General features: G+C 65.6%; 11 protein-coding genes. 1 reads left to right on the top strand and 10 read right to left on the bottom strand.

Annotation, left to right across the window (positions count from 1 at the left end):
* The first annotated feature begins 56 nt into the window (after positions 1–56).
* Positions 57–1,208, top strand: coding sequence for an ATP-binding protein (locus ACOQPI_RS08710; protein ID WP_420619265.1), 1,152 nt, complete (start codon positions 57–59; stop codon positions 1,206–1,208).
* Positions 1,209–1,272: 64 nt separating this feature from the next.
* Here ACOQPI_RS08710 and ACOQPI_RS08705 read toward each other — a convergent pair whose 3' ends face one another.
* The 10 genes from ACOQPI_RS08705 to ACOQPI_RS08660 form a co-directional block, all read right to left on the bottom strand.
* Positions 1,273–3,519 (bottom strand): ABC transporter permease, encoded by a 2,247-nt coding sequence (locus ACOQPI_RS08705; protein WP_420619264.1) that lies wholly within the window; start codon positions 3,517–3,519, stop codon positions 1,273–1,275.
* 83 nt (positions 3,520–3,602) lie between these two features.
* Positions 3,603–4,205 (bottom strand): DNA-3-methyladenine glycosylase family protein, encoded by a 603-nt coding sequence (locus ACOQPI_RS08700; RefSeq protein ID WP_420619263.1) that lies wholly within the window; start codon positions 4,203–4,205, stop codon positions 3,603–3,605.
* Positions 4,206–4,242: 37 nt separating this feature from the next.
* Positions 4,243–5,085, bottom strand: coding sequence for a hemolysin family protein (locus ACOQPI_RS08695; protein WP_420619262.1), 843 nt, complete (start codon positions 5,083–5,085; stop codon positions 4,243–4,245).
* Positions 5,082–5,636 carry an rRNA maturation RNase YbeY gene (gene ybeY, locus ACOQPI_RS08690; RefSeq protein WP_420619261.1) on the bottom strand — a complete coding sequence of 185 codons (555 nt, stop codon included), beginning with the start codon at positions 5,634–5,636 and terminating at the stop codon, positions 5,082–5,084. The genes ACOQPI_RS08695 and ybeY overlap by 4 nt, the downstream gene beginning before the upstream one ends.
* Positions 5,636–6,583, bottom strand: coding sequence for a PhoH family protein (locus ACOQPI_RS08685; protein WP_420619260.1), 948 nt, complete (start codon positions 6,581–6,583; stop codon positions 5,636–5,638). Before ACOQPI_RS08685 ends, ybeY begins: the two co-directional genes overlap by 1 nt.
* Entirely contained in the window at positions 6,584–6,853 is a 270-nt protein-coding gene (locus tag ACOQPI_RS08680; protein WP_420619259.1) for a helix-turn-helix domain-containing protein, read from the bottom strand.
* Between the two features lie 102 nt (positions 6,854–6,955).
* Positions 6,956–7,771 carry a sulfite exporter TauE/SafE family protein gene (locus ACOQPI_RS08675; protein WP_420619258.1) on the bottom strand — a complete coding sequence of 272 codons (816 nt, stop codon included), beginning with the start codon at positions 7,769–7,771 and terminating at the stop codon, positions 6,956–6,958.
* Between the two features lie 40 nt (positions 7,772–7,811).
* Positions 7,812–9,389, bottom strand: coding sequence for a FadD3 family acyl-CoA ligase (locus ACOQPI_RS08670; protein WP_420619257.1), 1,578 nt, complete (start codon positions 9,387–9,389; stop codon positions 7,812–7,814).
* A gap of 46 nt (positions 9,390–9,435) precedes the next feature.
* Entirely contained in the window at positions 9,436–10,593 is a 1,158-nt protein-coding gene (locus tag ACOQPI_RS08665; protein ID WP_420619256.1) for a CaiB/BaiF CoA transferase family protein, read from the bottom strand.
* A 111-nt stretch (positions 10,594–10,704) separates the two neighbouring features.
* The gene (locus ACOQPI_RS08660; RefSeq protein ID WP_420619255.1) at positions 10,705–12,192 is read right to left on the bottom strand and encodes an ABC transporter substrate-binding protein; all 1,488 of its coding nucleotides are present in this window, start codon (positions 12,190–12,192) and stop codon (positions 10,705–10,707) included.
* Between the last annotated feature and the right edge of the window lie 26 nt (positions 12,193–12,218).

Here is a 12,218-nt window from a genome sequence, read left to right as displayed (position 1 = left end):
AGATATCCGTTGACATTCAAATTTTTGCTTTAGAAAATCATGATATTCTAAAGTTCATGTTTGAACGAATGCTGTCGCTGCCCAAGTCGGGGGCGGAGACCTTCTTTTTGTGGGGACCGCGGCAGGCGGGTAAGAGCACCCTGCTCAAGCTGTGCTATCCCGACGGAGTGTGGGTGGATCTGCTGAAGGCGGACGAGTTCCGCCGCTATGTGGCGCGTCCCGAACTGCTTCGGGAGGAGCTCGAGGCATCGGGCCCCGATCCTTCTCGGCAGGTGGTGATCGACGAGATCCAGAAGGTCCCCGCGCTGCTCGACGAGGTGCACTGGCTGATCGAGAACCGCGGGCTGCACTTCGCTCTCTGCGGATCGAGCGCGCGAAAAGTGCGCCGGGGGGCGGCGAACCTGCTCGGCGGACGCGCCATCCGCTATGAAATGCGGGGCCTGACCGCCGGTGAGATAGGGGATGCATTCGACCTCGACCGGGCCCTCAACCACGGCTACCTGCCCAGAATCTACGAGTCGGCAAAGCCACGGCGGCTGCTCGATGCCTACATCGCCGACTACTTGCGGGAAGAGGTAGCCGCCGAGGGCCTGGTGCGAAACCTGCCTGCCTTCTCCGGCTTCCTCGACGCGGCCGCCCTGAGCGACGGCGACCCCGTCAACTACTCAAACATCGCCCGCGAGTGCGGCGTGTCAGGCCCCACCGCAAAGTCCTACTTCGACATCCTCACCGACACGCTGTTGGCCCGATGGCTGCCGCGATGGCAACGGCGAGCCAAGCGCCGCCTCTCGGGGGGGCCCAAGCTCTACTTCGAAGATGTGGGCGTCGTGAACCGCCTAGCCCGCCGGGGCGAACTCAAACGAGGCTCGGATGTGTACGGCAAAGCATTCGAGAACTGGGTCTTCCACGAACTCTCCGCCTTCGTCTCCTACCGCGACCTCGACGAGCAGCTCACCTACTGGCGGCTCCCCAGCAAAATCGAGGTCGACTTCGTGATCGGAGACATGCGCCTGGCCATCGAGGCGAAAGCGACCGCCAAGATCACCCGCAAACACCTCAAGGGCCTCCGAACCCTGGCCGAAGAGCATCCCGGTGTACGCAGAATCGTGGTGTGCCTCGAACCCCGCCCCCGGCGCACCGAAGACGGAATCGACATCGTGCCCGCCCCCGACTTCGCCCACCGACTATGGCAAGGCGACATCGTCTAGCCGAACAGAATCTAGGCCGGGTTGGTAATCCACGTGCCGCTGATTGCCGGTCTGCGATCCGCCTTTAGGGCGCTGCGATTGCGTCGAGCACTTCCAAACGCCCGGCCCGGCGGGCGGGAAGAACCCCGGAAAGGAGGCCGGCGACGAGGCCGGCGATGCCGATGGCGATCAGCGATCCCCACGGCACGGTGAAGTCTGAGTAGCCCACACCGAGGGCATCGAAGGCGGCCCAGCCCAAGAAAACGCCAAGGACCAGCCCCGCAAGGGTGCCGATCAAAGCGATGATGGCCGACTCGTAGCGTACGGACCGACGAAGCTGTCGGCTGGTCATCCCGACGGCCCGCAACAGCCCCAGTTCGCGGGTGCGCTCATAGATCGAAAGCGACATCGTGTTCACGATGCCGAGCAGGGCGACCACCACCGACATGCCGAGCAGCGCGTACAACAGCGTGAGCAGACCGGAGAGTTGGCCAGCCTGATCGTCGATGTAGTCGTCACGGCTCTTGGCACTGGCAGTGGGGTTGCCGGCGAGCGCTTCATCGATTTGGGCCAGCATTGCCGCGTCGGCACCGTCGGTGCGAATGAGGATTCGAGTGTCGAGACTGCGGGGCAGGTTGGCGTCGAGAACAGCGTTGTCCACCAGCCAGCCCTGCAAGAGCTGTTCGCCGCGGTCGTAGATTCCGGCCACCACCAGGCTGGCGGCACCCTGCTGGAACCGCACCGCGACGCGGTCGCCGACGGCGAGCTCTTCGTCTTCCGCAGTGCCGATGCTCACCGCCACTTCACCGGCGTCCAGGCCAGTCACGGTACCGTCGACCACTTCGATGTCTGCCACCAGCGTCACTTGCGCGGTGTCGATGCCGGTGACAGGGGTGAAGGAGCCATCGATCTCAGCGAATGAGTCGCGCACCGCTACTGCGGCCGCCACACCGTCGATGGCCGCGATCTCGGGGGCGATCGCGGGGTCGAGGCCCGCGCCCACAAAGGTCAGGTTGGAGTTGATCTCCACCACGTGGTCGGCCAACAGCTCCTCATCGAGGTCTCCGGCGATGAGGTTGCTGAGCGTGGCCGCGAACATGGTGGCGGTGGCGATCAGGGCCACCCCGATCATCAGCGTCAGCGAGGTGGTGGCGGTGCGCTTGGGGTTGCGGGAGGCGTTGTCGCGTGCCAGTTCTGCTGTAATCGAGCCGGAGCGAACCCATGGTGCGGCGAGCAGATGGCTGAGCGGTCGTACCACTACCGGCCCGAGCACCACAGCCGCGATCACCACCAGCGGGAGCGCGGCAATGAGCAGCCGGGAATCGCCGCCGAGGGCGGCCCAGATTGTGATGGCGAGTCCCGCGGCCAATACCGCGAGCCCAGCGCGGAAGCGGCTCCGACTGGCCAGCACGGTCTCGGTGGCCGTCTCGCGAAGCGCTTGCACCGGGTCCACCCGGGCGCCCCGGCGCGCCGGGAAATACGCAGCGGCCACGGTTATCACCGTGCCCAGCAATACCCCGCCGACGAGCGCGCCGGTCGGGACGTGCAGGCTCATGTCCAAGTCTCCGAGAAAACCGCTCAGGAGCCGGAGCAGTATCCAACCGATCCCGATTCCCGCGGCCGCTCCGAGAGCCGATGCCACCAGCCCGATGGCCGTCGACTCAGCCATGACGCTGACCGTCACCTGGCGGCGGGAGGCACCGATCGCCCGCAGCAGGGCCATCTCCCGCATCCGCTGGGCGACGGTGATCGTGAAGGTGTTGTAGATCACGAACGCACCGACGAACAGCGCCACACCGGCAAAGATCTGGAGGGCTATCTCAATGATCCTGGCGAACGAGCCGATCACATCTTGGAACTCGCTCACAAGGGTATTTCCGGTGACGGCCTCGATCTCTCCGCCGAACTGCTGGTTGATCCGCTCCGCAAGCACGAGGGAATCAATGCCGTCGTCGGCCTCGACGAAGATCTGATCCACGTCGGAGGTGCCCAATACCGCCAATGCCCCATCCAAGGTGAAGGACACCACCTGGCCCGGGAAACTCCCTTCGCGGTCAAGGATGACGCCGGTCACCGTAAACGGCGAGCTGGCCGGCGCGGGCAGCACCCACACTGATTGGCCCAAGGCAAAGTCGCCGCTCTCAAAGGTGTCGGCGTCGATGACGATCTCATTGGCGGCAACCGGTGCCCGGCCTTCCACGACATCGAACGGGTTGGCTACGGGGTCGTCGATCCAGGCGATTCCCTGCGCCCCGGCATCGGCGCCGCCAATCGTCTTGCCTCCGGCGGTGACGGCCTGGGCGTACCCTGCGAGATGCGGCACCGACCGCATAGGCAGCCGGCGCGGCAGGTGTTACCTCAGACATCGGGCCAGCATATCCCCGGCCATCCTTTAGCAATGCTCCCTTGGGAACGTCAGATCTCGGTGGCTCGCCAGCAGTACCAGGCGGCGACGCTGCGGTAGGGGCGGAACTGGTCGCCCAGTGGTTCCAGCTCCTCGGCGGTGGGGGGCTCGGTCCAGTTGTGGGCCAGGCCGTAGCCCTTGCGGACACCGAAGTCGCCCACCGGCCATACGTCGAGGCGGCGGAGCGAGAAGATCAAGAACATATGGGCGGTCCAGGTGCCGATGCCCCACACCTGGCTGAGCTGGTTCACCACCTCTTGATCTGACAGCCGCCCCAGCTTGGCCAGGTCCAGCGAGCCCTGCTCGCAGTGGGCGGCGAGATCGAGCATCGCCCGGGTCTTGGCCCCCGACAGCCCGGCTTCTCGCAGCGGCTGCTCGCCCAGCGCCAGCACCGCACCCGGTGCCCACTCCGGCGCCTGCTCCCGCACCCGACCCCAGATGGCCCCGGCCGCCTTGCCAGCCAGTTGCTGATAGGCGATCTCGCGGCTCAGCACTTCGAACCGCTCTCCAACAGGGGGCTTGGGGCCGAATCGGGCCGGGCCGAACCGCTGCACGAGCCCGGCCATCACGTCTGAGGTCTCGCTCAGGGCATGGCTGGCCTCGGTCAAGCTCACTTTGGCCACTTCCTACTCCCGCGATAATTCGAGCGGGTCAGGTCTGGGCCGGGTCGGGAACCGGTTTCACGATCACCCGGGCGATGCGCCGCCCAGTCACCCGCTCCACCAACAGCTCCCAGCCGTCCACCACCAGCGTCTCCCCCTCTTCGGGCACATGGCCCAGAGTGTTGAAGATCAGGCCGCCCACCGTGTCCCAGTCGCCGTTGGGCAGGGGCGCGTCCAGCACTTCGCTGAGCTCGTCGATGGGCACCCGCCCGTTGACCCGCACCGTGCCGGTCGCCACCCGCTCGATCATGGGCTCCTCCACATCGAACTCGTCGACGATCTCGCCCACCAACTCCTCGATGAGGTCTTCCAGCGTGACCACTCCGGCGGTGCCGCCGTACTCGTCGACCACGATGGCGATATGGAACTTCTCGGCCTGCATCTCCCGCAGCAGAAGGGATATTCGCTTGGTCTCGGGCACGAAGCGGGGAGCTCTGGCTACCGCTACTGCGGGAGAACCGGGACCCTGGTCCCGCTCGGCGCGCATCAGGTCTTTGGCGTGGACCACCCCCACCACGTCGTCGATGCCTTCGGCGTACACCGGCACCCGGCTATAGCCGTGCTCAATGACGATGGCGATGGCCTCTTCCACAGTGTGCTGATTGCTCATCGCCACCGTGTCGGTGCGGGGCACCATCACCTCTCGAACCACCGTGTCGCCAAACTCGATGATCTGGCCGATCAGCTCCCGCTCCTCGGGCTCAATGGCGTCCGACGCTTCGGCCGCTTCGGCCATGGCCAGCAGCTCTTCCTCGGAGACTTGCGGCGCCTCCCGACGCCAACTGGCCCGCACCAGCCGCCGCAGGAGATTGAATCGGCCGAGAACGCTCATCGCGACCCCGCCCGTGACCCCGCCAGCGCGTCCGCAGCCGAAGCCCTCGCCAGCAGCTCCTGCTCCCGTTGCTCCATAATCTGGGCGTCGTTGTCGTCGAGGTGGTCGTAGCCCAACAGGTGAAGAGCGCCGTGTACTACCAGCAAGGCCAGCTCGTCGTCGACGGTCCTGCCGTGGGCCTCAGCGTTGGACGCGGCCACCGAGGGGCAGATCACCACGTCGCCCACCAGTCGGGGCTCGTCGCCAGCTCGGGGGGCGCTGCCGTCGTCGGCGCCAAAGGCCAGCACATCGGTGGGCCGGTCGATGCCCCGGTGCGCGGCGTTGAGGGCGGCCATCTCGTCGGCGGCCACGAACGACAGCCCCGCCTCCCAGGGGGCGACTATCCGTTCTTCGGCCAGAACCCGGCGAAGCAGCTCGGCCCAGCGGTCTTGGGCCACGAGCAGATCTTGTTGGCGGTCGGACACCACGACCACCTCTTGATAAGAGTCAGAGTCGCCGGATTGATAAGAGCCAGAGTCGCCGGGTCTCGGGCCGGAGTCGCCGTCGGCCATCACTGCTCGGCCCGCTCGTAGGCGTTCACAATGTCGGCCACGATGGGGTGGCGAACCACATCGCGAGAACTCAGATGGATGAACGACAGGCCGTCGATGCCGACCAGGATCTTCTCCAGAGAGACCAGCCCGCTGCGGCCCCCCTCGACGTCCACCTGGGTCACGTCGCCGGTCACCACGGCTTTGGAACCGAACCCGATGCGGGTCAAGAACATCTTCATCTGCTCGGGTGTGGTGTTCTGGGCCTCATCCAGAATGATGAAGCTGTCGTTGAGGGTGCGGCCTCGCATGTAGGCCAGCGGGGCGATCTCAATCACCCCTCGGTCGATCAGCGATTGCACTTCCTCGGTGTCGAGCATGTCGTAGAGGGCATCGTAGAGCGGGCGCAGATAGGGATCGACCTTGGCGATCATGTCACCGGGCAGAAATCCCAAGCGCTCCCCTGCTTCCACCGCGGGCCGGGTAAGAATGATCCGCTCCACGCTCTGAGCCTTCAGTTCCCGCACCGCGGTGGCCACGGCCAGCCAGCTCTTGCCGGTGCCAGCCGGGCCGATGCTGAAAGTGATGATGTTGCTCCGCATGGCGTCGACGTAGCGGCGCTGGCCGCCTGATTGGGGCCGGATCACCCGACCCCGCCCCGACCTCAGCACGTCGGTGTCCATCACCCCCGAGGGGCTCTCGTCGGCCTCCACCATCTTGATCGCCCGGCCCAGCGTGCGGGAATCGAGTTGGTGGCCGCCCTGCACCAGCAGGATCATCTCATCGAAGAGGCCGGCCACCCGGTCGGCGCTTTGGCCCGATACCGTGATCCGGTTGCCCCGCACGAAGATGTCGGCATCGGGGAACGACTGCTCGATCTGGCGAAGATGCTGATCGCGCTCGCCCAATAGGGCTGCCATGAGCCCATTGCGCGGGATGTCTATGGTGACCGGTGCTGCGGTGGTCATTCAGGACTCAGCGTCTGCATCGCCTTCCTCTCCCTTATCGGCGCTGCCGACAGAGACAGGGTCGGGATACAGATGGCCGAGTGTGCCGGGCTCGATGCGGCTGCTCTCGACGAAAGCATCCACATCGGCCTGCTTGACCCGGATTACCCGGCCCATTCGATAGGCGGGCAAACCCCCCTCATTGATGAACCGGTACAGCGTTCGCGTAGTGATACCAAGCCGCTTTGCCGCGGTCTCGGTGTTCAGCCACTCAATCTGGGCGTCGCTCATCTGCCCACACTCTATCCTGTTGCCCCGCCTTCGCACCCAAAAAACTTTGGACTGGCTTCAACCGTGTACTCGACCACGGCAAATACCAACTTTCGAGGTCTCTCATATCGCTTCGCTCGACGGCGACGGGTCGTTGGCGTGGCGCAGCATTTGCACTGCGCTGACGATGAGCAAGATGGCAAACAAGATGCCCGACAAACGTGGGCTGAGAGCACTGGCGCCCAGCGCGCCGACGAATGCCGAGGCCACCCCAGATGTACCGACAGTTAGCGCCGACTTGGGGTCGATGTTGCCGGAACGGCGATTCCGAAGGGTGCCGACAATGGACGTGGGCAGAATCACCAGCAATGAGGTGCCCTTGGCGGTGGGGTCGACAAAGCCGAACAGCAAGATCAGAGCCGGAATCATGATCACGCCGCCACCCACCCCCATAGTGCCCGACAACAGCCCGGTGGCCAGGCCGCAGGCCACATAGGCAAAGGCCAAGGCCACGGTGATGTCGCTGTGGCCGTCGGTGTCGGGGGCGATGGCCAAGAAGCGGGCCGCGGTGGCCAACAGCAGCAGGGCGAAGCCAACCCGAAGCAACCGGATGGGAACCCGATCGAGCAGTGACGTGCCGACGGTGACCCCTACCGAGGCGCCGGCGAAGATCAGCAGACCGGGCGCCCAGGCCACCGAGCCCTCGAGCAGGAATCCGCCCAGGGCGGAGGCGGAAATGAGAACCATGGCACCCAGCGAAGTGCCATGGGCTCGGCGCTGCTCCATACCCAACAGCAGCACCAGGCAGGGCACCATGAGGATCCCGCCGCCCACTCCGAACAGCCCGGACAGAAAACCGGTGGCCACTCCGACCCCGATTGGCCCCCACTTGGAGTTGTTCATGAGGTGGCCACCCCGACCCCACTTCGACTTGTTCATGACATGGCGATGATTGCAGTGTCAGGGGCTATAACAGCAGTCAATCGGCGGCTGCCTGCTCGCGGAGCACGTACTTCAGCACTTTGCCCGATGCGTTGAGCGGGAGGACGTCGGTGAATCGCACCCGGCGGGGCACCTTGTAGTTGGCCATCTCGTCGCGGCACCAGGCGATGACCTCCGTTTCGGAGAGCTCGGCTCCGGGGGCGGGCACCACGGTGGCCACCGCCACCTCGCCGAGCCGGTCGTCGGGCATCCCGATCACCGCCACCTGCCCGATCTGGGGGTGGGCCAGCATGATGTTCTCGATCTCAGCCGGGTAGGCGTTGAACCCGCCCACAATGAACATGTCCTTTTTGCGGTCGGTGATGTCGATGTTGCCCTGTTCGTCCATCACCCCGATGTCGCCGGTGTGGAGCCAGCCGTCGGCGTCGATGGTCTCAGCAGTCTGCTCGGGATCGTCCAGATAGCCCACCATCACGTTGTAGCCCCGCACCACGATCTCGCCCGGCTCGCCCCGGGGCATCTCGTTGCCGTCGTCGTCCACGATCTGCACCTCCACGTCGGGGATGGCCTGGCCCGAGGTGTTGGCGATGGTCTCGGGGTCGTCATCGTGGCGGCACATGGTGGCGATGCCCGATCCCTCGGTGAGGCCGTAGCCGGTGACGATGGTCTCGAAACCCAGCCGGGCTCGCATCTGGAGAATCATCTCCACGGGGATGGCGGCTGCTCCGGTCACTGCCAACCGGAGGGTGGACATGTCAAAGCTGTCCAGGTCGGGGTGGTTCAAGATGGTCTGGTAGATGGCCGGTGGACCGGGGAGCATGGATATGCGCTCCTCGGGCACCCGGGCCATCACTGAGGGGACGTCGAACACCGCGTGGGGGATGTTGGTGGCCCCGGTCATGAGACAGGCCAAGATGCCGGAGTTGAGGCCGAAGGCGTGGAAGTAGGGGTTGACGATCAAGTAACGATCGCCGGCCCGCAGGCCGATCACGTCGCACCACGACTTGAAGCCCCGGCAGATAGCGGAGTGGATGAGCATGGCCCCTTTGGGCAGGCCGGTGGTGCCCGAGGTGAACATGATATGGCACAGGTCGTCGCCCTTGACCGAGGCCGCCCGGGCATCGCCGTCGGCCTCGGCCACCTGATCGGCCCGCTTTAGGAAATCGGCGAACCCGGTGGTGCCCTCGGGAACGGCCCCCCGCAGCACCACGATCTCGTCGAGGCTGCGGCCGCCGTCGGCGTCGCGCAGCAGCGCCACATAGTCGGTGTCCAAGAAGTCGGTGACCGTGAACAGGATGCGGGCCCCGGACTTCTGGAGGATGAAGTCGGCCTCCCGGCCCTTGAACCGGGTGTTCACCGGCACCAGCACGCCCCCGGCCAGATGGACCCCCAGCCCGGCCACCACCCATTCCCAGATATTGGGCGCCCATACCGCCACCCGGTCGCCGGGCTCGATGCCTGAGGCCATCAGCGCTCGGGCCGAGGCCCGGATGCGATCTCGCAGCTCGGAGAAGGTCCAGCGCACATCGCCGTCTACTAGAGCCTCCAAATCGGGGAACCGGCGGGCGGCGTCGTCGACCAACTCGCAGATGGTGGTCCACGGAGCATCGGACATGGCTGCGACCCTAATTCACTGCTTTGGCCACTTCGGAGTTGGCCATCTAGTCGGCGGGATGGACCGCTCCTCTAACGATGAGGTGGGCGATTTCGTCGTCGTCCAAACCGAGATCGTCGGCCAAAATCGAGCGGGTGTCCTCGCCCAGTCGGGCGGACCGGTGGGTGACACCTACGGTGGCGTCGCCCATGGCGAATGGCTTGGCCGGCACCGGAATCCCCGGACGGATCTCGGCGATGAGTCCCCGGTCGGCGGCCCAGTCGCTGGCGGCTAGCTCGGCTACCGAGCTGATGCGGGCCGCGGGCAACGGCTGTTGCTCCACCACTTCGGCCAATTCCTCGTAGGTCGAAAAGCCAGCCACCAGGCCTCGCAGCATGGCAAGGGCCTCTTCACGGGTGGGCTGGTCGGGGCAATCGTCGGCATTGCCGCCGAGGGCGGCCACCCACCGGGGCAGCATCTGTTCGGGATTGCCGATCAGCGACACCGCTTGGCCGTCGGCGGTGCGGGCGACGGCGTAATTCCAGGTATCGAAATCCCTGGGACCGTCGTAGCCCGAGAGGTCGTTGCCCGCTTGGTCGTTGGCGTAGATGAGGGTCTCGGCCATGGCGACGTCGAGGTGCTGGCCGGTGCCGGTGTGCTCCCGCTGGTACAGCGCGGCCAGAACCGCCGACACCGAGATGAACCCGGCGTAGAGATCGCCGTGCTGGTGGATCTCTTGGAGGGGCTCGCCCTCCCGGAGCCGGGCGGCCAGCTCGATGGTGCCAGCCACGGCGTGCATCATGGGGGCGTGGGCTCGGCGATGGGTCCACGGCCCGGTCTGGCCGAACCCGGTGATGGAGCAGAACACCAGCCGGGGGTTGCGGGCCGACAGTTCCTCATAAGACAGCCCGTAGCGGGCCATGACGCCGGGGCGGTAGTTCTCCAACAACACATCGGCCTGGTCGGCCAGCGCAGCTACCAGCTCGGGGGCGCCTTCAGCCTTGAGGTCGACGCAGATGTTGCGCTTGCCCGCGTTCATGTGGCTGAACGTGACCCCAATGCCGTCGTCATCCACCGGCGGTACCGGCCGGGTGAGGTCGCCGGAGGGGGGCTCGACTTTGATGACATCGGCACCCAGGTCGGCCAGCACCCGCCCGCAGATCGGTCCGGAGAAGATCCGGGTGAGGTCCACCACCCGGATGCCGTCCAGCGGCCCCTTCGTCATTGCCGATCAGCGGCGATAGACGCGGCCGTGCCCGACCCGCCGCCGTTGAGGCAGCCGATCGGGCACGGCACAGTGACTATTGGCCTAATTGGCGCTATTGACTCAGTTGGCTTACCGGTCGGGGTCGCCGTAGCACACGAACGGGTGGGCCACCACGTAGTCGGCGTCTACCACCTGCACCATGCCGGTGCAGTCGGGGGCGATGACATGGTCGGCCGGCCACTTCACCGGGCCGAGAGCGCCGGACTGCTGGGTAGTGGTGAAACCGTCGATGTTGACCGCCTGGTAGAAGGTGGCAGTGTTCAGATCCTCGCCAGCGGCGGCGATCAGCTGGATCAGCAGATCAGCCGACCAATAGCCCACCAGGCTGCCGAAGCCGGGGAAGGCCCCAACTGCCTCGTAGTCCTCCAGAAGCTGCTGGATTGCCGGCTCAGAGTCATCCAGCGGAGGCACCTGGGTAACGGCATAGCCGCCTTCCAGGGCCTGGCCCAGGTCGGGGCTGGACCCGGGGAGGCCGGGAACGTAGGTCAGGTAGTCGGCCACCGGGCCCTCATAACCCGAAGCGGCGATGGTCGCCTTGAGGGTGATGGCACCGGCGAAGTCGGTGGACAGAATCACCAAGTCGGGCTCGTGCTCCAGCACCGTGTTCACGAATCGGGTTGGATCAGTGATGCCGCCCGCGGTTTGGGTGGGCACGAAATCGTTGAAGGCCAGCTTGCCGGCCCACAGATTCTCGTACAGCGCATGGCCGGCGCGACCGGCGTCGTCATCGCTGTTGAAGATGCCGACCACGATGTCCTCGGTGCCGAAGAAGTCATACCAGATGTTCTGGACCGACACGAGGGGATCAGCGCCTTCGACTCCGAAGGCAAAGCCGCTCAAGCAACCGTTGAACCCGAAGCCCCAGTCGTTGGGAGCGCAGAAGCCGGGCATGAATCCCCAACCGGTGAACGGCACCTGGTTCTCGTCCAGGTAGTCGGTGGTCTGGGGAAGCGAGACCGCTGAGGTGACCATGATGCCGAACACCTCGTCGTTCTCCACCATGCTGCGGGCCCCCTCGAAGTTGGCCTGCGGATCGCTGCCATCGTCCACAAACTGCACGAGCTCCACCGACCGGCCGCCGGGCAGCTCGCCGTCGCGGTTGGCCCGTCCGAGGCGGGCATTGATGCCGTCGGTGAATCCGCCGTACAGCGCATCCTGGGTCATCGCACCGAGACGCACGGTGTCGTCGGTGACGCCCCGGGTGGAGGGCTCGAAATCTATCTCGTAGGTGTAGGCCCCCCACGTGCGGGAGGTTGCCATCTCCCCATCGTCCATGGGCTCCTCGTCGTCCATGGGCTCCTCGTCGTCCATGGGCTCCTCGTCGTCTTCGTGCTCATGATCATCGTCATCTTCGTGCTCGTGATCATCGTCATCTTCGTGCTCGTGATCGTCGTCGTCTTCGTGATCTTGATCATCATCATCGTCCATGGGAGCCTCGGTGGCCTCAGGCGCAGGCGCGGCTGCTCCGTCGTCATCATCGTCGTTGCCGCACGCGGCGACCACCAACGTCAACGCGGCCAAGAGCGCGAGAAGCTTGTACAGCAGTGATTTCTTCATGTCCCCCTCCGAGATTTGGGCTGCCG

The organism is Candidatus Poriferisocius sp., from assembly GCF_965219815.1.
Taxonomy (GTDB): domain Bacteria; phylum Actinomycetota; class Acidimicrobiia; order Acidimicrobiales; family Bin134; genus Poriferisocius.
The sequence above is the reverse complement of the archived record's forward strand: the minus strand, read 5'-3'. Positions and strand labels throughout refer to the sequence as shown.